Source organism: Streptomyces sp. NPDC001851 (genome assembly GCF_040297165.1).
In the GTDB taxonomy this organism is placed as follows: Bacteria; Actinomycetota; Actinomycetes; order Streptomycetales; family Streptomycetaceae; genus Streptomyces.
Genome location: NZ_JBEOYR010000032.1, coordinates 77,656 through 95,371, shown reverse-complemented (window position 1 = coordinate 95,371; position 17,716 = coordinate 77,656). Strand labels below are relative to the sequence as shown.

Here is a 17,716-nt window from a genome sequence, read left to right as displayed (position 1 = left end):
TGCGCACCGCCGCCCGCCGCGCCGATGCCACAGCCCGGATTCGGCGCCTCGTCCCCTCACGGATCCACTGCGCTCGCAGGGCACCGCGGCCGATGCCAGACTGACGACGTGGCCGTCTTGTGGCGTGGCCGGGTGAGGAGACCGGGTATCGCCATACGCACTGAGGGAGGCGCCGGTGCCCGCGGGCGGGGCGACCGGTGTGGTGCGTGTACGGCGCCGCGCACGCACGCCGCGCACACACGCCATCCGCCCCGGGAGCGGGCAGCCGAACGGGCACAAGAGACGCGCACACCGCTCCTCGCCAGGTCCGCCAACCGGGTCGGCCATTCCCACGGAGCGAGTCGGTCCACGGCCCCCCGACCTGCGGACCCTGCTTGGGCCCCACCTCAGTGGCACGGCTCAGGGAGGTCTCTCACATGAAGACCTTCATACGGGACGCTGCTATCGCCGTGGTCGCCATGTCGATGGCGCTTGCTGCCTGTGGACAGGGCGGCGGGACCGCCGTCCACGCCGGAGGCGGCCCGAGGATCGGTCTGCTGCTACCGGATGCCATCACGTCCCGCTGGGAGTCCAAGGACAGGCCCTTGCTGGAGGAGAAGATCAAGCAGTTGTGCCGCGACTGCACGGTCGAGCACGCCAATGCCAACGGCGACGTGGCCGCCCAGCAGCGACAGGTGGACTCCATGATCACCAAAGGGATCAATGCGCTGGTACTCGTGGCCGTCGACGCCAGCGCGCTCAGCGCCGCAGTCAGGAAGGCGCACGACGCGGGCGTCCCTGTCATCTCCTACGACCGCCTCGATGAGGGCCCGATCTCGGGCTATGTGTCCTTCGACGGCCAGGAGGTCGGCAGGCTCCAGGCGAGGGCGCTGCTGAGGGCCATGGCCCTCCGGGCAGTCGGTGATCAGATCGTCATGATCAACGGTGATCCCACCGACCCCAACACTCTTCTGTTCGAAGCAGGCGCCCTGTCGGTGCTCAGGGGCAAGGTCAAGATCGGCAAGACGTACGACACTCCCATGTGGCGTTCGGACATCGCCAACATGAACATGTCCGGCGCCATCGCCGACCTCGGCGCCCGCCACATCGACGGCGTCTACTCCGCCAACGACGCCCTTGCCTCCGGCGTCATCTCCGCCCTCAGAGCGAACAAGGTCTCCCCGCTGCCCCCCGTCACCGGCCAGGACGCCGACCTCGGAGCCGTGCGCCGCATCGTCGGCGGCGAACAGTACATGACCGTCTGGAAGCCCACTGAGGCCGAGGCATCCGCGGGCGCCGCCATGGCCGTGGCCGCGGCCCGCGGCGAGAACCTCCACCGCAACGCCACCGGCACGGTACGCACCCGCGGCGGGAACGTGGTTCCGGCCGTCCTGCTCACCCCCGTGTCAGTGACCGCCGGCACCATCAAGGACACCCTCGTGAAGGGCGGTGTGTACACGGTCGAGCGGATCTGCGTGCCCCGGCTCAGAACGGCCTGCCACCGGGCCGGACTGACCGGATAGGCCGGTCCCCCACAGCCGGGCCCGGGGAAGGAGATGGTTTCCGTGTCGGCTCCCCCACTGCTGGCACTGCACGGCGTGTGCAAACGCTTCGGCGTCGTTCAGGTCCTCACCGACATCGAACTGAAGATTCGCGCGGGCGAGGTCGTGGCGCTTCTGGGGGACAACGGGGCCGGCAAGTCCACCCTCGTCAAGGTGATCTCGGGCGTGGCCCCCGCGGACTCGGGCGTCCTCGAATGGGAGGGCCGGACGGTCCACATCAGGCGTCCCCAGGACGCCCGGGATCTCGGCATCGCCACCGTCTACCAGGACCTCGCCCTGTGCGGCAACCTCGACGTCGTCGGCAACCTGTTCCTCGGACAGGAGATCCGCAGGTTCGGCTTCCTCGACGAAGCGGAGATGGAACGCCGTACCCGTGACCTCCTGAAGCGCCTGGCGACGGGCCTGCCCGATCTGCGCTCCCCCGTCGTGGCCCTGTCCAGCGGCCAGCGGCAGACGGTCGCCATCGCCCGCTCCCTCCTCGGCGACCCCCGGGTACTCCTCCTGGATGAACCGACGGCATCCCTGGGCATCGAACAGACCGCCGAGGTCCTGGAACTCGTCGACCAGATGCGTGACCGCGGCATGGGAGTCCTCCTCATCAGCCACAACATGGCCGATGTCAAAGCCCTCGCAGACCGGGCCGCGGTGCTGCGGCTGGGCCGCAACAACGGCTTCTTCAACGTGAACACCGCGTCCCAAGAAGAGATCATTTCCTCCATCACCGGGGCCACGCAGAACGTTCCGCACCGGATGGCCCACCGGGAGGTGGACTGGTGACACAGGACCGCAAGAAGACAGACAACAGTCAGGCCGCCCCCGCCGCCGAACCCCGCCGACCGGGGCCCCGGCGGAGAGTCGTCCGTGTGGTGGAGGGCTGGGCCGCCGCGTCCCGGCACAAGTTCATCGCCGGCGAACTGGGCTCGCTCCCGGTCATCCTCGTCCTCCTCGCGGTATGGGTCATCTTCCAGTGCCTCAACCCGAACTTCCTCTCACCCCGGAACCTGTCCAACCTCAGTGTGGACATCGTGGGTACGGGTCTGATCGCGGTCGGCATCGTCTTCGTGCTGCTGATCGGCGAGCTCGACCTGTCGGTCGGTTCGATCAGCGGTCTCGCGGCAGCCGTCTTCGCCGTGCTGAGCGTCAACAACGGCGTCCCCGAATGGCTCGCCGTCATCCTCGCGGTGCTCGTGGGCACAGCGGCCGGCACCATCCAGGGTTTTTCCTTCGCCAGGACCCGCGTGCCCGCGTTCGTCGTCACGCTCGCGGGGCTGCTGACCTGGAACGGCGTCATGCTCTACGTCCTCGGCACCAGTGGCACCATCGACCTCGACGCAAACGGCCTCGTCGCCAAGCTGACCAGCTACTACTTCAGCAACACCGCCGTCGCCTACGGTGTGGCGGCGCTCGGCGCGGGCCTGCCCTTCGTCATCTCCTACCGGAACAGGAGCCGGCGACGGGCCCTGGGCCTGCCGTACCGTTCCCTCTCCGAACTCGGGGTGCGCACGGGAGCGCTCACGGTGATCGCGTTCGCCGCTGCGTACGCGCTCAACCAGTTCCACGGACTGCCACTGGCCCTTCTGGTCTTCCTCGTCGTGGTGGCCGGACTGGACGTGCTCCTGCACAGCACGTACCTCGGACGACAGGTCTACGCACTCGGCGGCGGTGTCGAGGCGGCCCGCCGCGCCAGTATCGGCGTGGTGCGGGTGCAGACCGTGGTGCTCGCGGTCTCCGGCACGATGGCCGCGATCGGCGGCCTGTTCCTCGCCTCACGGATCACCTCGGTCAGCCAGTCCTCCGGCTCGGGCGTCCTGTTGCTGAACGCCATCGCGGCGGCGGTCATCGGCGGCACCAGCCTGTTCGGGGGACGCGGCACGACCTGGTCAGCGGTGCTCGGCGCTCTGATCATCCAGTCGATCGCCTCGGGCATGGCGATCACAGACATCCCGGTCGCCGTCCAGTTCGTGATCACCGGCGGGGTACTGTTCGCCGCCGCGGTCATCGACGCACTGTCGCGCCGCTCCCAGGAGGCGCACGGCCGGGCCTGAGCAGTGCGTACACCCGGCCCGCGCTGCCCGGCAGGGACGGTGGCCTCAGGAAGCCGACCCTGCTGGTAGGGCGCCTGTGACAGCGGCGCGGCTAACCCGAATGGGGGGCGCGTACGCACCGGGGGGCGTGCGCCGGAGCGGGAAACACACTCGACTCGTGCTTCCACAGGCCCGCCCCGATCGGGTGAGGCTTCCTCGCGAACGACGCTCCCAGTGGAAGGGCTGCATATGCCGGATGAAATTCCGTCCGACAGTTCCCTGGATACCACCCACCGAAAGATGCATGGGGCCGTCATGCCTGCGGCCCCGGAGCCGAGGGACGGCCTGTGTGACGGCCTCGCCCGTCGGGCCCTTCTCCGTGTACTCGGCGTCCTCTGTCGGCCCGGTGCCTTCTGTAGGCACAAGTCCCCTCGTGCGCGCGGTGATGCGTGCGTGCGGTCAGGAGCACGGTTATGCGAAGACGCACGCATCAAGCCCGCGTGCGGCCGTCTGCCGGCAACGTGGCGGCGGCCCGTATCGTCGCGCTGATCCCCGCGCACAACGAGGCCGGCCGTATCGGCGCGGCCATCGCCGCCCTGCGGGCGCAGAACCGGGAGCCGGACCGGATCGTCGTCGTGGCCGACAACTGCACCGACGCCACCGCGGACAACGCCCGGCGGGCCGGGGCAACAGTGGTGGAGTCCTCGGGCAACCGGCACAAGAAGGCAGGGGCGCTCAACCAGGCTCTGGACGGCGTCCTGCACGGGCTGGCCGCCGATGACCTTGTGCTGGTCCAGGACGCCGACACCACCCTGGTCCCGTCGTTCGTGGCCAGTGCCGTGAAGGCGATGGGACCGGGTGTGGGGGCGGTCGGCGGGATCTTCTACGGCGAGCCGGGCGGCGGACTGCTCGGCGCCCTGCAGCGGATCGAGTTCCAGCGCTATGCGAGGGAGATCGCCCGGCGTGGCTACCGGGCCGATGTGCTCACCGGGACCGCGACCGTGTTCAGGGTCTCCACCCTGCGGCAGATCCGACGGGCGCGCCTGGACGGTCTCATCGGTGGCGGAACGTCGTACTACTCCCTGGCCTCCCTCACCGAGGACGACGAGATCACCAAGGCCGTGCGCACGATCGGCTACCGCACGGTCTCGCCCGCCGGCTGCCGGGTGGTCACCGAGGTGATGACCACCGTGCCCAAGCTGTGGCACCAGCGGATGCGCTGGCAGCGCGGGGCCCTGGAGAACCTGCGGGACTACGGCTGGACCAGAGTCACCGCGCCGTACTTCGTGCGCCAGGCGCTCATGGGACTGTCCGTGCTGGCCCTGGCGCTGTATCTCGTCTTCACCGCCTGGATGCTGGCTCGCGGCCGCCCGGAGTTCTCGCCGTTCTGGGGCGCCGTCGGCCTGGTCTTCGTCGCGGAGAAGGTCGTCACCGCCCGCGGCGCAGGCCTGAAGTCCCAGTTGCTCGCGGGCACCCTCGCCGTCGAGCTGGTCTACGACCTGTTCCAGCACGCGGTCTACGTCCGCGCCCTGTGGGACATGGCCCGGCGGCGCGAGGAGCGCTGGTGCGCGACCTGAGACGACCCGCACTGCCCAGGACGCCGTCCCGGACAGCCGCACCAGCGATGCCAGCGCATAGGGACGACAGGCGGGAGAAGAGGCGGGAGATCCGTGTACGCAGGCGTACCACTGGCCAGTGCCCTCGGAGCCGGCGGGGCATCCGCGCTCGCATCCCGGCGCCGCTCAGGCTTCGACACCCTCGCCACCGTCGTGGCCGCCACCACCCTGCTCATGGCCGGAGTGTCCGTGTGCAAGCTGCTCCCGCGACGCCGTACCGACGCGGTCCTCGCCAGCGGGCCGGTCCAGGTCGCCTCGGACCGCCTGGCTCTGTGGCTGCCGCGAGAGCGGAACGCGACCGACGTCTGGGTGGAGGTCCCCTGACCCCGGCGCCCTGGGACGCCGCCGCACCGAGCGCCACGTCAGCCGCCTCCCTCGCACTGCCGACCCCTTCCCACTCCGCGCGTCGGGCACAGCCCGGGCGCGGTCGTACCAGCCCGGGGCCCGCCTACGCCGGAACTCCGGCCGACGCCGCGCCCCGCACCACAACAGGAGGAACAGCGATGACAACCAACAGAGCCGCCGCCACAGCGACCTACCCCGACGGGACAATCATCACAGCGGCGGGCAACGGTGAGGCCGGCTTCGTCGTGGACGGCGGTCCGGCTGTCGGCACCAAGCTCTACAACCCCTCAGGCGTGGCGGTGGACGGGGCGGGGAACCTCTACATCGCCGATGTCAGCAACCACCGCGTCCGCAAGGTGACACCCGACGGGATCATCACCACCGTCGCAGGCAACGGCCAGGCCGGCTTCGTCTCCGACGGCGGCCCCGCCGTCGCCACCAACCTCTACAACCCCTATGGCGTGGCGGTGGACGGGGCGGGGAACCTCTACATCGCGGACCACTCCAATCACCGCGTCCGCAAGGTGACACCCAACGGGATCATCACCACCGTCGCAGGCAACGGCCAGGCCGGCTTCGTCTCCGACGGCGGCCCCGCCGTCGCCACCAAACTCAACGCGCCGATCGGCGTGGCGGTGGACAGGCAGGGAAACCTCTACATCGCCGACTACTCCAACCACCGTGTCCGCAAGGTGACACCCAACGGCATCATCACCACCGTCGCAGGCAACGGCCAGGCCGGCTTCGTCTCCGACGGCGGCCCCGCCGTCGCCACCAAACTCCACTACCCCTGGGGAGTGGCGGTGGACCAGGACGGGAACCTCTACATCGGCGACCGCTACAACCACCGTGTCCGCAAGGTGACACCCCACGGCGTCATCACCACCGTCGCAGGCAACGGCGTCGCCGGCTACGTCGCCGACGGAGGACCCGCCGTCGCCACGTCTTTGCACTACCCCTCACACGTGGCCGTGGACGGGGCCGGGAACCTCTACATCGGTGACGGCCACAACCACCGTGTCCGCAAGGTGACATCCAACGGGATCATCACCACCGCCGCGGGTACCGGCGTCGCCGGCTACGTCGCCGACGGAGGACCGGCGGTGGGCGAACGGCTCTACTACCCCTACGGAGTGGCCGTCGCCCCCTCCGGCGACCTGTACATCGGTGACGCTTCGAACCACCGCGTGCGGAAGGTGTTCGCAGCGGCGACCGTGACCCCGCCGCCCCCTCCCATCGCCGACCTGTACGGCGAAGTCATCCTCCCGGTCACGGTCCCCCGCCGCCAGGAATTCGACCTCGGTGCCCGGGTCCACAACCGCGGCCCCGCCATCGCCAGCGGAGAACACATCACAGTGGTCCTCACCCTGGCCGACGGCCTGGAGAGCGCCCAGGAGAACAACGGACGGCGCCTGACCCGCACCTTCCCCGGCACCGACCTGGCCCCCAACAGAGGCTCGCTGGACGGCGTCTTCCGCGTCCGCGCCACGGACACCACCAAACCGGGCACGTACGAGTCCACACTGGAGATCCAGTACGGCGGCGACCTCAACCTCAAGGACAACAGCTTCACCCTGCCCGTCACCGTCGTCGTCCCCGAACCGACCGCCGACGAGCGCGCCCTGACCGTCTACCAGGAGAACATCCCCGAGGCCGCACCCGGACAGTCCGCCCGCGTCCTCCTGCGCTACGTCTCACCCGTCGGCCAGCCGGTGAACCCCGGCATCATCACCCAGCGCTTCACCGCTCCCACCGGCTTCACCTTCATCGGCCGGCCCACCTACACCTATCCCGACACCGTCGAGGGTGCCATCACGGGTGAACTGCACCACGAGATCTACGACTCCGGCCGCACCCTGATCATCCGGGACAACCCGCACCTGAACACCACCCACACCGACGCCGGCACCCTCGTCTACAGCATCGGCCTGCGCGCCCAGCCCGACGCCACCCCCGGCCTCGCAAGCGACGGCTCGGCCAGCATCGGCCGCCGCTCCCCCGTGCAGATCCTGGCCAAGGTCACCGGCGCCTCCGCCGGGCACAGCGCCCGTATCGTCCAGACCCAACTGGAGAAGGCGCGGGTGAAGCCCGGCCAGCAATGGGTCTACCCGGTCGTGCTCACCCTGACCAACACCGGGCGCACACGCATCGGCCCTGCGGACATCGTCCTCACCGCCCCCGAAGGCCTGTGGTTCACCGAGAACCGGGTCATGATGTCCCGCGAAGGGGCGACGTACGAGACCGAACTGGCCGGCCAACGCTCCGACGGCAACCGGACCCTGACCCTCCGGGACGCCGCCCTCGACCTGGACCCCGGCAAATGGGCCGCCATCTACCCCGAGATGGAAGTCCAGGCAGACGCCGCGACCGGCGCCGTACGCGTCGGCATCCGCATCGGCAACCCGCCCTTCGCCAGCGGAAACGCCACCGTCACCATCGAGGCATAACCCCGCGACGACCCACACTCGGCGCGGGGCGACACCCGCTCGAAGAGGCCAGGCCCTCTCTCTGGACAGAGAGGGCCCGAGCCTCTGCGGTGCATATCGCGAAGGCTTCCCAAGGCACCACCTCGGCCAGACGTACCCGCGAATGCCCCCGGGCGTTCCCTGGCCCCTCTGCCCCGGCCGCCGCGACACCCCAGCCCCGCAGCGGTCACCTCCCGCGCAGTGGCATCCCGTTCGCACGCCGCGCCCAGGGCGCACTGCAGACGGGCCGCCGACGCCCGAGTCGGTGATCCCGTCGCCCCAACGGCGCGGGCCTCCGTGAGGGCGATGTCACGCCGCACCGCCCACCCCACACTCCCGGCAGGAAGCAGAGAGCACGCATGAACACCCCTGCAGCTCCCCAGGACTACACAGCGCTCGACCCCGAAGTCACCGGAATCCGGAGCCTCGGCCACGCCAACCGCTTCGCCGTCTGGGACAGCGAGTTCCGCTACGACGGCCGCATCCGCGTCCCCGTCGGGGTGAAGATCAAGGAGGTCAAGTACTCCTACACCGGCAACGGGCAGGCCGACCTCGCCGCGACGGAGGTCAAGCGCGGCAGGGGCGGCATCGACCAGGAGTACGAGGTCATCGACCTCACCTTCCTCGACGACGCCGACCTCATCACCTTCACCTTGCGCGGCGACCTCAACGTCGACGCCGACCCCCGCCCCGCCTACAGCCGCACGTACCAGATCCGCGTCGACGTCACCCTAGACAACGGCGAGGTCCGCACAGCGAACCCTCAGATCGAGGTGCTCGCCGGCTCCTGGCAGCGCAGCGACCCGGAGAAGGTCGGACGGCCCTTCGTCCGGCTGCCCTACGACACAGGCTGGGGCGGCACCCCCAACAGCCAGGCCGGCTTCGGCCACGTCACCGACAGCGGCCGTATCCCCGGGGACAAGTTCATCATCGACCTGGTCAACCCGCGCCAGGGCGAACAGGGCGTACCGAGCAGCAACAGCGACCACGTCTACTACCAGCTCGTCCACGAGGACGGAACACCTTCGCACTACACCCCGACCCCCCAGCTGCAAAAGGCCGAGGGGCACAAGGACAGCGGCACCAGCCGCAAGGTCACCCTGCCCGCCATCGACCTGCGCCAGCTCGGTGACAAGCCCGGCTACTACCGCTTCCTGGTCTGGCCGCAGTCCGCCGACCCCGACGGCTCTCCCAGCAGCCTGCGCTGGGACGAAGCCAAACCCGAGGACGCCTTCCAGCTCGGCAGCGTCTACTACCGGTACACGGCACCGGCCAGCATCGACACCGGACTGCGCGCCACCATCAAGACACAGAACCTGACGGCGACCGCGGGCCAGGAACGCTGGCTCTACCCGGCCTTCGTCATCCGCAACACGGGCCAGCGCACCATCGGCACCACCAAGGTGGTCTTCACCGCTCCGGAGGGACTGCTGTTCCTCGAGGACCGGGTCGCCTTCACCCGCTCGGAGGACGAGAGTCACGAGCCCGTCGCCCTCGGGGTGCTCTCAGCCGACCGCCGCACCCTCACCTGCCCGGCCGTGCCGCTGGACCTGGTACCCAGCCGGCCCGGCAAGGACGCCTGGGTATCCATCTACCCGGCCATGGAAGTCGAGGCCACAGCACCGGCCGGACGAGCACTCGTCGGCATCCAGCTCGGCCAACCCGCCTTCGCCACCGCACAGGACACCGTCACCATCACACGCACGAACTGACCAGCCGAGGTGCCATAAGGGGGCGGCGCCCCTGTGTGCTGCCCCCGTCCGGTCGACACCGCGATCGTCGCCGACAAGGCCGAAGGCCGACCGCCCGGCATGGCCAGTCCGCCGACTCCACCGGTTTCATCCCCTGCCTCGCCCAACGCACCATCATGAGGGGGCACGGCTGTGCATGGTCACAGCACGTCACGTCAGCAGGCTGAAACACAGCTTCTCAGCCTCGCAGACCCGAGTGCCAAGGAGTCCTGATGCCCAAGAACGTCCAAACCTTGTTGCACAGCACCTCTCCCTATGCAGGTTTCGACGGAAAGGGAATGTCCTACGATCCGCAAGGTTGGGGGTCGGATCATCCGGTCTTCGCCCAGGAGATCGAACGGCTCGCCCCTGGTCTGATCGTCGAGGTCGGCACGTGGAAGGGTGCGTCCGCCCTGCACATGGGCAAACTTGTGCGGTGTCTCGGAGTGGACTGCGAGATCGTGTGCGTCGACAGCTTCCTCGGAAGTGTGGAGCACTGGATCACGCCGCGGGGGAGGTCCGAGCTGAACCTGGAGTTCGGCCACCCTCAGCTCTACTACCAGTTCTTGTTCAACGTCCTGCACGAGGGCCTGGAGGAGGTCATCACCCCCTTTGCGTGCACGAGTACCCATGCCGCAAAGTTCCTCGCCCATTACGGCATCCGGTGCGACCTCGTCTACCTCGATGCCGGACACGAGTACCAAGACGTTCTCACCGACATCGAGCACTACTGGCCGCTGGTCCGTGAAGGCGGAGTCATGATCGGCGACGACTTCAGTAACAACTGGCCTGGGGTGATGCGCGCAGCACGCGAGTTCAGCGACACAAACGGCTTGCCTTTGAGCATCTACGACTACAAATGGGTGCTGCGCAAGGACTGACCAGCCGGCCGTGCCAGCGTGCGCACCTCTCCGATCGCCCGGGTGACGGTGGACCGGTCGACGCCGAACAGCAGCCCCAGCACCGGGTGCGGCTGGTCGTGCCGCAGATGGATCAGCGTGGTCACGAGCCGGTCGACGAACACCAGCTGGTGGCGGGCGCCGGCACCCGCGACCCGCTTCCGGAGTCCTCCTCGCGCAGCATGGCGACGACCCTCGACCCCGGCCTGCCACGGCTCAGCCAACTCATCGGCCAGGCAAGCAAGATGATGTCGAGAGCCCCGTGAACAGCCGATGCGCCAGCACCGTCCGGCTGACCATGATCGCCACAGCGGGCTCATGCCATCCACCTGGCATGACACTCACCCGCTATCACGCACCAACTCGTAAGTCACCTTGGCGTGTTCGCTGGTGCTCAGGACGGTCCGCAGTCGCTGGTAGCGGTCGAGGTCTTCCCAGGTGCCGTGGTCGGGTGGGCTGGCGTTGCGGCATCCGGTGCGCCAGGCCCAGACGCTGGCGGCGATGCCGGCGAGGAGGGGTGCGAGCAGCCACAGCAGGGCGCCCATGGCTTCGTCCTCCTTCGATGCGGTGGGACGGGCAGACAGACGGCTCTCAGCGGGTCAGCTGCTTGGGCGCGCCGCCGGAGATGGAGATCCTGCGGGGCTTGGCGTGTGCGGCAAGCGGGATGCGCAGGGTGAGGACGCCGTTGTCGTAGGCCGCCTCGGTGGCAGCTGTGTCCAGGGCGTCGGACAGGGCCAGGCGGCGGGTGAAGCGGCCGGTGGGCCGCTCGGTGAGTACGGGCCGGGCGTCGGCCGGAATCGGGGAGGGCCGCTCGGCGCTCAGGGTCAGCGTGTGCTGCTGCGTGGTGAGCTCGATGGTGGAGCGGTCCATGCCGGGCAGGTCGAACTGGAGGTAGAGCGCTTCGTCGTCACGCCAGGCATCCGCCGGGATGACGTTGCCGGCCGAGGCGCCGGCATGCGCGAGCTGATGCCCGAGCCGGTCGACATCACCCAGAACACCCGTACGCGCAAGCATGTCCAACTTCTCCCTCCCTGAAGGCAGGCCGCAGGGACTGCGGCCCGACGACTGAGTACCGCCTACTCGTATACCCCGCCGGAAGGTTCAGTGACAAGTGCCGACTGCATGAAGTTGACAGTAGTCGACTCAATTTCCTATCACGTGCAGTGAGTGTTCGGTAGCGCCGATGACTCGGCCGCCTGGGTGGTCTGGGAATCGGCGCACGGGATGACCGGAAGGGAGGCCGCTGGTGGCGGAAAGGACGAAGACTGTCTGGCTGCTGGGGACCCGCGGCGTGGCGGCCGTGGTTTTCGGCGTGCTGACGCTGCTGTGGCCGCAGTTGACAGTGCTGGCCCTGGCCTGGGTGTTCGGCGCGTACGCCCTGGTCGACGGCGTGATGGTCATGGGAACGGCGTGGCGGCACCGGCATGCGCGCCGGTCGGCCGCGGCGTGTGCGGCGGCGGGTGCTCTGGGTGTGGCGGCCGGACTGGTCGCGGCCCTGTGGCCGGGCCTGACGGCCCTGGCGCTAGTGGCCATGGCGGGCGCCTGGGCCATCGTGACGGGCTGCCTGGAGCTGTGGGTCGCTACGCGGCTGCGGCACGAGCTACGGCACGCGTGGTGGTGGCGGGCATCCGCCGTGGTGTCGGTGGCCGCGGGTGTGCTGTTGTGGCTGCGCCCGGAGGCCGGTGCGGTGGCCGTCGCGCTCGTCCTGGGTGTGTACGCGCTGATCGCAGGCGGCCTGTGGCTGGCTGCCGCCTGGCGGGAGTACCGCACCCGTACCGGGCACGGTGCGCGGTCATGGACAGGGCCGGCCTCCGGTGCCCGCGTGGCCCACTGACCACTGCCCCTCGCACCCCAGGCGCGGCGCACCGCAGGGCCATCGTGCCCTGCGGTCCCCCTGCTTGCCGGAAGGCAGGTGAGCTTCATGACGCGGCCGCACATCGACGGCGGCGATCTGGTGGTGCGTCTGCCGTGGCGGTGGGCGCCGGCGGCGCGGCGCCGCACCGTGCGCCTGCCGCTGGAGTTCGTGGACGAGGTCCGCGTGGAGCCGCACTGGTGGCGCGCGGTGCGCCCGCGCGCCGGGCGCCGCTACCGCTTCCGTCCCGGGCGGTGGTGCGTGGGCGAGCTGGAGCACACCCGTGGCCGGGACTTCGCCGCGTTGCATGCCCGAGGTCCGGTGCTCGTGGTGACGACCTTCGGCCGCGACGCGCCCTACGCCCGCCTCGCCGTGTCCACCTCGTCTCCGGAAGCCGACGCGGCATGGCTGCGGCAGACCACCGCGGAGATCGCCCGCAAAAAGTTGAGCCCGTAGTTGTCAACTTTCCCGCGTAGTGGTACATCAGAAGAGAAGCGCAGGACGCGAGACACACATCAAGGAGGGATGACAGATGCTGATGCGTACGGATCCCTTCCGCGAGCTTGACCGGCTCGTCGAGCGGGTCTGGGGTACGGCCGCACACCCGGCGGGCATGCCGCTGGACGCCTGGCGCGAGGGCGAGACGTTCTTCGTGGAGCTGGACCTGCCGGGCGTGGACCCCGAGTCCATCGACCTCGATGTCGAGCGCAACGTCCTGACAGTGAAGGCCGAACGCAAGCCGGCGTACGGCGAAAACACCGAAGCGGTGGTCACCGAGCGGCCCGCGGGGACGTTCAGCCGGCAGCTGTTCCTCGGCGAGACCCTCGACACCGACAAGATCGAAGCCTCCTACGAGGCCGGTGTGCTGAAGCTGCGCATCCCGGTCGCCGAGCAGGCCAAGCCCCGCAAGATCGCCATCAGCGGCGGCAGCGACCGCAAGGAACTGGGCGGCTGACGCCACAGTGACACCAGCACGTCAGGGCCCCGGACATCAGTCCGGGGCCCTGACGCCGTGCCTGGCCTCACGCAGCTGTGCGAGATCACCGGCGTTCCGGCTCCCCGCCGTCGGCGTCGAACACCTTGGTGAAGGTGGCCCCGCACCGGCAGCGGGAGTGCTCGATCAGTTGTCCTTCGTCCGACACGCTCAGCCCCTGGCTGAGCCGCACGTGCACATGATCACCCATGAGGAGCTGCCTTCCTTGACGTCACTGGTCCGGTCATGGTCGGGGCCAGCCGTCGGTGCCGACAATGTCGCAGCTCACACATAAGGGACGATCGTGTCCGCCTCTGTCGGCAGAAGCCCGCGGCCGGCAGAAACCCGCGGCGCGAAGGCGCCGCGAGCTGTACAAGGCCGGCGCTGCCCTTCCTGGCACACAGTGCGCGCACACGCGGCCCGGCGGGCGCGTCGCTGCGTGGATCAAGTGGATCGATGGGACGGTTTTGTGGGCGGTTGGGCTGCTCGTGCGCCGGATGGCGGTTGCGGGTGACCGGCGGCGTGCAGCATCGGCGCGGTGTGCCGTTCGCGACGGTGGCCGCCCTCGGCCGGGACACGGCTGCGGGGCACCTCGGTATCACCGGGCAGCGGCACGGGCCGGCGCGCTACCAGGCGCCCGACCCAGCGGCGGCCGCAGTGCTCGCACGGTGGTGCGCCCTGTGGCGTGTAGGGGGAGGGCACGGCGGTGTTGTCGCGGTAGAAGACCTCCCATTCGGCGTCCAGAGCGTCTCGGTAGCGCTGTACGTCGTGGTCGACGCTCCAGCTGTGCCAGCACGAGCCGCAGGTGAACTCCACGCGTTCGACAGCGAGTTCGGTGATCACTGCACTCCACCTCCCATCCGGTGTACGGGCACGGTCCGGGGCGCTGACAGGGCTGCGTCGAGCGAGGGGTATACGGGCATGGCGGAAGCGACGCCGCTGCTGCGCAGCAGCCGCTCCATCCGCCCTTCTGGGCACACCAGGCACAGCTGACCCTGATCCCGGCCCAGCAGTGTCCGCACGGACATCAGAGCGTCGAGGCCGTCGGCGTCGGCATGGGTCAGTTCGGACAGGTCCAGGATCAGATGCTGGTGCCGGTGCTGCGCGGTGACGGAGTCCGCGAAATCGCGCAGTTCCCGGGCAGTGGCCCCGTCCAGGACGCCTTTGATCTCCATCACGGCCCAGCCGTTCTCCCAGTGCCCCGCGAGGAACAGTGCCATGATCCCCACCCCGCTCTCTGCTTCTCTCGTACCGCGCGGACCGTCCACGGTCGACGGCCCGGCTCCCTCGTTCCACTCCTTCGCCACCGGCACCGCGTCCGCAGTGCCGGGAGCCGTCCTGACACCTCCCGTATACCTCCCCCAGACTTGACGGGACAAGGCTCAAGTTTTATTTCAGAAGATAGGCAAGTCAGAGGAGAAACCGCAGCTCACGAGGGGAGGGGAGGTGTCCTGACGTGCCGGTGCGCGAGCCGGAATCGAACCCGTACGCGGTGCTGGGGGTGCAGCCCTCGGCGACGGCCGAGAAGATCACCTCCGCCTTCCGCGCCCGAGTGCGGGACCTGCGCCCCGACACCCGCGTCGACGCGGCCACCGCCGCACGGGTCGGCGAGGTGCGGGCGGCGTACGAGACACTGCGAGATCCGGCTCTGCGGACGGCCTACGACCAGCGCCAAGAGCACCAGCCGGGGCCGGGGTCCGGTCGGGACTCGGCCCCCACGCAGCCCGCGCGCCCCTCGTGGAGGTACGCCACGGTACTCGGGGACGTCCACCCCGAGCCGCCGCCGCGCGCGGGTCCGGTCCGGTGGAATCCCGGCCGGTGAGACGCAGAACGAGGCGAGGATGAGGAGGGAGAGCACAGATGGCGCGTGCGGTTGGTATCGACCTGGGTACGACGAACTCGGTGGTCTCGGTCCTGGAGGGCGGCGAGCCCACCGTCGTCACCAACACCGAAGGCGCGCGGACGACTCCGTCGGTGGTGGCGTTCTCCAAGAACGGCGAGGTGCTGGTCGGCGAGGTGGCCAAGCGGCAGGCCGTGACGAACGTCGAGCGTACCGCCCGCTCGGTCAAGCGGCACATCGGCGACCACGCCTGGCGGTTCCCCGAGCACGGGGACATCGACGGCAAGCGGTACACCGCGCAGGAGATCTCCGCGCGCGTGCTGCAGAAGCTGAAGCGGGACGCGGAATCCTACCTGGGCGAGGACGTCACCGACGCGGTGATCACCGTCCCGGCGTACTTCGACGACGCCCAGCGGCAGGCGACGAAGGAGGCCGGTGAGATCGCGGGCCTGAACGTCCTGCGCATCATCAACGAGCCGACGGCGGCGGCACTGGCGTACGGCCTGGACAAGGAGAACGACCAGACGGTCCTCGTCTTCGACCTCGGCGGCGGCACCTTCGACGTGTCCCTGCTGGAGATGGGCGAGGGCGTCATCGAGGTGAAGGCCACCAACGGCGACACACACCTGGGCGGTGACGACTGGGACCAGCGGATCGTCGACCACCTGGTCCAGCAGTTCAGGAACCACTACGGAGTCGACCTGTCCAAGGACAAGATGGCAGTCCAGCGCCTCAGGGAGGCGGCGGAGAAGGCCAAGGTCGAGCTGTCCTCGTCCACTGAGACGACCATCAACCTGCCCTACATCACCGCCTCGGCCGAAGGGCCACTGCACCTGGACGAGAAGCTGACCCGCGCCCAGTTCCAGCAGCTGACCTCCGATCTGCTGGAGCGGTGCAAGGCGCCGTTCCACAACGCGATCAAGGACGCCGGGATCAAGGTGTCCGACATCGACCACGTCGTCCTGGTCGGCGGCTCGACCCGGATGCCGGCCGTGACCGAGCTGGTGAAGGAGCTGACCGGCAAGGACCCGCACAAGGGCGTCAACCCCGACGAGGTCGTCGCCGTCGGCGCGAGCCTGCAGGCCGGTGTCCTCAAGGGCGAGGTCAAGGACGTCCTGCTGCTGGACGTCACCCCGCTGTCCCTGGGCATCGAGACCAAGGGCGGCATCATGACGAAGCTGATCGAGCGCAACACCACGATCCCGACCCGCCGTTCGGAGATCTTCACCACGGCCGAGGACAACCAGCCGTCGGTGACCATCCAGGTCTACCAGGGCGAGCGGGAGATCGCGGCCTACAACAAGAAGCTCGGCATGTTCGAGCTGACCGGCCTCCCCCCGGCGCCGCGGGGAGTGCCGCAGATCGAGGTCACCTTCGACATCGACGCCAACGGCATCATGCACGTCTCCGCCAAGGACCTGGGCACCGGCAAGGAACAGAAGATGACGGTGACGGGCGGCTCGGCGCTGCCCAGGGACGACATCGACCGCATGGTCCGCGAGGCCGAGCAGCACGCCGAGGAAGACCGCAAGCGGCGTGAGGCGGCGGAGACCCGCAACCAGGGCGAGCAGCTCGTCTACTCCACCGAGAGGCTCCTCAAGGACAACGAGGGCAAGAGCCCGGCCGATGCCAGGACCGAGACGGAGGCGGCACTGGCCGAGCTGAAGGAGAAGCTGAAGGCAGAGGACACCGCCGCGATCCGGCAGGCGATCGACCGCGCCGCGCAGGCCGCGCAGAAGATCGGCACAGCCCTGTACCAGCAGTCCCAGGCCGGGCAACCGGCGGGTGGGGCCGGGGCGCCTCCGGGCGGTGCGGCCGGTGGGCCGGAGGATGAAGTGGTGGACGCCGAGATCGTCGACGACGACAAGCCGGAGGCTGGCTGACGATGACCAGGAGCGATCCGCGGAGCACCGAACTTGAGCAGCTGCGGCGCCTGGTTCAGGAGCGGACCGCCGACCTGCAGCGGGCCAAGGCCGAGTACGACAACTACCGCAAGCGGGTGCGGCGCGACCACCTGGCCGTGCGCGAGATCGCGGTGGCCAACGTGCTCAAGGCGCTGCTGCCCGTGCTGGACGCCGTCGACCGGGCGTGCGCCAACGAGCCGCTCACCCCCGGTCTGAAGGACATCGCCGACAGCCTGCAGGAGCAGCTGGGCTCGTTGGGCGTCACGTCGTTCGGTGAGGTGGGTGATCAGTTCGATCCGACCTGCCACGACGCTCTGACGCACCATGTTGCCCCCGGTGCGGACCGCCTGGTGTGCTCGGCGGTCCTGCGCCCCGGCTACCGTCTCGGCGAGAGCCTGCTGCGCCCGGCCACCGTGGAGGTCACCGGGCCGGCCCCGCCGGCGAAGAGCGGGCCGGCGCCGGAGTGCGGCGTACGGGAGGCCTCCGCCCCGGCGAAGAAGCCGCCGCTGCCTGTAGCGCGGGGCTGA

At 69.4% G+C, this 17,716-nt stretch carries 19 protein-coding genes and 1 pseudogene; 14 read left to right on the top strand and 6 right to left on the bottom strand.

Translation table 11 applies throughout. The annotated features are described in order from the left end of the window. The first annotated feature begins 416 nt into the window (after positions 1–416). The 8 genes from ABT171_RS35135 to ABT171_RS35100 all read left to right on the top strand — a co-directional run bounded on the left by ABT171_RS35135 (position 417) and on the right by ABT171_RS35100 (position 10,602). Positions 417–1,502, top strand: coding sequence for a sugar ABC transporter substrate-binding protein (locus ABT171_RS35135; protein WP_351250454.1), 1,086 nt, complete (start codon positions 417–419; stop codon positions 1,500–1,502). 33 nt (positions 1,503–1,535) lie between these two features. Then, positions 1,536–2,318 carry an ATP-binding cassette domain-containing protein gene (locus tag ABT171_RS35130; RefSeq protein WP_351250453.1) on the top strand — a complete coding sequence of 261 codons (783 nt, stop codon included), beginning with the start codon at positions 1,536–1,538 and terminating at the stop codon, positions 2,316–2,318. Beyond that, entirely contained in the window at positions 2,315–3,586 is a 1,272-nt protein-coding gene (locus ABT171_RS35125) for a sugar ABC transporter permease (RefSeq protein WP_503077734.1), read from the top strand. Before ABT171_RS35130 ends, ABT171_RS35125 begins: the two co-directional genes overlap by 4 nt. 479 nt (positions 3,587–4,065) lie before the next feature. Next, positions 4,066–5,142: a glycosyltransferase family 2 protein gene (locus tag ABT171_RS35120; protein WP_351250452.1), complete on the top strand. Its 1,077-nt coding sequence runs from the start codon at positions 4,066–4,068 to the stop codon at positions 5,140–5,142. A gap of 93 nt (positions 5,143–5,235) precedes the next feature. After that, entirely contained in the window at positions 5,236–5,505 is a 270-nt protein-coding gene (locus ABT171_RS35115; protein ID WP_351250451.1) for a hypothetical protein, read from the top strand. Between the two features lie 179 nt (positions 5,506–5,684). Then, entirely contained in the window at positions 5,685–7,973 is a 2,289-nt protein-coding gene (locus tag ABT171_RS35110; protein WP_351250450.1) for an NHL domain-containing protein, read from the top strand. A gap of 377 nt (positions 7,974–8,350) precedes the next feature. Then, positions 8,351–9,703: an amidohydrolase family protein gene (locus ABT171_RS35105; RefSeq protein WP_351250449.1), complete on the top strand. Its 1,353-nt coding sequence runs from the start codon at positions 8,351–8,353 to the stop codon at positions 9,701–9,703. Between the two features lie 251 nt (positions 9,704–9,954). After that, positions 9,955–10,602: a class I SAM-dependent methyltransferase gene (locus tag ABT171_RS35100; protein ID WP_351250448.1), complete on the top strand. Its 648-nt coding sequence runs from the start codon at positions 9,955–9,957 to the stop codon at positions 10,600–10,602. On the opposite strand, the pseudogene ABT171_RS35095 reads toward ABT171_RS35100, so the two are convergent. The 3 genes and pseudogenes from ABT171_RS35095 to ABT171_RS35085 form a co-directional block, all read right to left on the bottom strand. Continuing rightward, positions 10,602–10,920: pseudogene (locus ABT171_RS35095) on the bottom strand (transposase family protein); the annotation flags it as partial. The gene ABT171_RS35100 and the pseudogene ABT171_RS35095 sit on opposite strands and share 1 nt — an antisense overlap. Before the next feature lie 41 nt (positions 10,921–10,961). Next, the gene (locus ABT171_RS35090) at positions 10,962–11,165 is read right to left on the bottom strand and encodes a hypothetical protein (RefSeq protein WP_351250447.1); all 204 of its coding nucleotides are present in this window, start codon (positions 11,163–11,165) and stop codon (positions 10,962–10,964) included. A 46-nt stretch (positions 11,166–11,211) separates the two neighbouring features. Next, complete coding sequence (locus tag ABT171_RS35085; protein ID WP_351250446.1) at positions 11,212–11,634, bottom strand: Hsp20/alpha crystallin family protein; 423 nt, start codon at positions 11,632–11,634, stop codon at positions 11,212–11,214. Positions 11,635–11,866: 232 nt separating this feature from the next. Here ABT171_RS35085 and ABT171_RS35080 point away from each other — a divergent pair, with 232 nt between their 5' ends. The 3 genes from ABT171_RS35080 to ABT171_RS35070 all read left to right on the top strand — a co-directional run bounded on the left by ABT171_RS35080 (position 11,867) and on the right by ABT171_RS35070 (position 13,427). Further along, positions 11,867–12,454: an HdeD family acid-resistance protein gene (locus ABT171_RS35080; RefSeq protein WP_351250445.1), complete on the top strand. Its 588-nt coding sequence runs from the start codon at positions 11,867–11,869 to the stop codon at positions 12,452–12,454. A gap of 87 nt (positions 12,455–12,541) precedes the next feature. Then, a complete protein-coding gene (locus ABT171_RS35075; protein WP_351250444.1) occupies positions 12,542–12,928 on the top strand; it encodes a hypothetical protein in 387 nt (128 codons plus the stop codon). 76 nt (positions 12,929–13,004) lie between these two features. Then, positions 13,005–13,427: an Hsp20/alpha crystallin family protein gene (locus tag ABT171_RS35070; protein ID WP_351250443.1), complete on the top strand. Its 423-nt coding sequence runs from the start codon at positions 13,005–13,007 to the stop codon at positions 13,425–13,427. Between the two features lie 85 nt (positions 13,428–13,512). On the opposite strand, the gene ABT171_RS35065 is transcribed toward ABT171_RS35070, so the two are convergent. The 3 genes from ABT171_RS35065 to ABT171_RS35055 all read right to left on the bottom strand — a co-directional run bounded on the left by ABT171_RS35065 (position 13,513) and on the right by ABT171_RS35055 (position 14,665). Next, the gene (locus tag ABT171_RS35065) at positions 13,513–13,656 is read right to left on the bottom strand and encodes a hypothetical protein (RefSeq protein ID WP_351250442.1); all 144 of its coding nucleotides are present in this window, start codon (positions 13,654–13,656) and stop codon (positions 13,513–13,515) included. A gap of 233 nt (positions 13,657–13,889) precedes the next feature. Next, on the bottom strand, positions 13,890–14,288 hold the full coding sequence (locus ABT171_RS35060; RefSeq protein ID WP_351250441.1) for a hypothetical protein: 399 nt from the start codon (positions 14,286–14,288) through the stop codon (positions 13,890–13,892). Further along, complete coding sequence (locus ABT171_RS35055) at positions 14,285–14,665, bottom strand: STAS domain-containing protein (RefSeq protein WP_351250440.1); 381 nt, start codon at positions 14,663–14,665, stop codon at positions 14,285–14,287. Before ABT171_RS35055 ends, ABT171_RS35060 begins: the two co-directional genes overlap by 4 nt. Before the next feature lie 236 nt (positions 14,666–14,901). On the opposite strand from ABT171_RS35055, the gene ABT171_RS35050 reads away from it, so the two are divergent. From ABT171_RS35050 to grpE, 3 genes are read left to right on the top strand one after another with little or no spacing between them, the layout of a single operon-like run. After that, positions 14,902–15,267 carry a J domain-containing protein gene (locus ABT171_RS35050; protein ID WP_351250439.1) on the top strand — a complete coding sequence of 122 codons (366 nt, stop codon included), beginning with the start codon at positions 14,902–14,904 and terminating at the stop codon, positions 15,265–15,267. A gap of 38 nt (positions 15,268–15,305) precedes the next feature. Next, positions 15,306–17,168, top strand: a complete 1,863-nt coding sequence (gene dnaK, locus ABT171_RS35045; protein WP_351250438.1) for a molecular chaperone DnaK — start codon at positions 15,306–15,308, stop codon at positions 17,166–17,168. Positions 17,169–17,170: 2 nt separating this feature from the next. Next, positions 17,171–17,716: a nucleotide exchange factor GrpE gene (gene grpE, locus ABT171_RS35040; RefSeq protein ID WP_351250437.1), complete on the top strand. Its 546-nt coding sequence runs from the start codon at positions 17,171–17,173 to the stop codon at positions 17,714–17,716.

Coding starts and splice junctions, on each gene's coding strand:
- ABT171_RS35110 (WP_351250450.1), top strand. CDS start 5,685: ATGACAACCAACAGAGCCGCCGCCACAGCGACCTACCCCGACGGGACA.
- ABT171_RS35135 (WP_351250454.1), top strand. CDS start 417: ATGAAGACCTTCATACGGGACGCTGCTATCGCCGTGGTCGCCATGTCG.
- ABT171_RS35105 (WP_351250449.1), top strand. CDS start 8,351: ATGAACACCCCTGCAGCTCCCCAGGACTACACAGCGCTCGACCCCGAA.
- ABT171_RS35065 (WP_351250442.1), bottom strand. CDS start 13,656: ATGGGTGATCATGTGCACGTGCGGCTCAGCCAGGGGCTGAGCGTGTCG.
- ABT171_RS35090 (WP_351250447.1), bottom strand. CDS start 11,165: ATGGGCGCCCTGCTGTGGCTGCTCGCACCCCTCCTCGCCGGCATCGCC.
- ABT171_RS35055 (WP_351250440.1), bottom strand. CDS start 14,665: ATGGCACTGTTCCTCGCGGGGCACTGGGAGAACGGCTGGGCCGTGATG.
- grpE (WP_351250437.1), top strand. CDS start 17,171: ATGACCAGGAGCGATCCGCGGAGCACCGAACTTGAGCAGCTGCGGCGC.
- dnaK (WP_351250438.1), top strand. CDS start 15,306: ATGGCGCGTGCGGTTGGTATCGACCTGGGTACGACGAACTCGGTGGTC.
- ABT171_RS35075 (WP_351250444.1), top strand. CDS start 12,542: ATGACGCGGCCGCACATCGACGGCGGCGATCTGGTGGTGCGTCTGCCG.
- ABT171_RS35100 (WP_351250448.1), top strand. CDS start 9,955: ATGCCCAAGAACGTCCAAACCTTGTTGCACAGCACCTCTCCCTATGCA.
- ABT171_RS35130 (WP_351250453.1), top strand. CDS start 1,536: ATGGTTTCCGTGTCGGCTCCCCCACTGCTGGCACTGCACGGCGTGTGC.
- ABT171_RS35070 (WP_351250443.1), top strand. CDS start 13,005: ATGCTGATGCGTACGGATCCCTTCCGCGAGCTTGACCGGCTCGTCGAG.
- ABT171_RS35085 (WP_351250446.1), bottom strand. CDS start 11,634: ATGCTTGCGCGTACGGGTGTTCTGGGTGATGTCGACCGGCTCGGGCAT.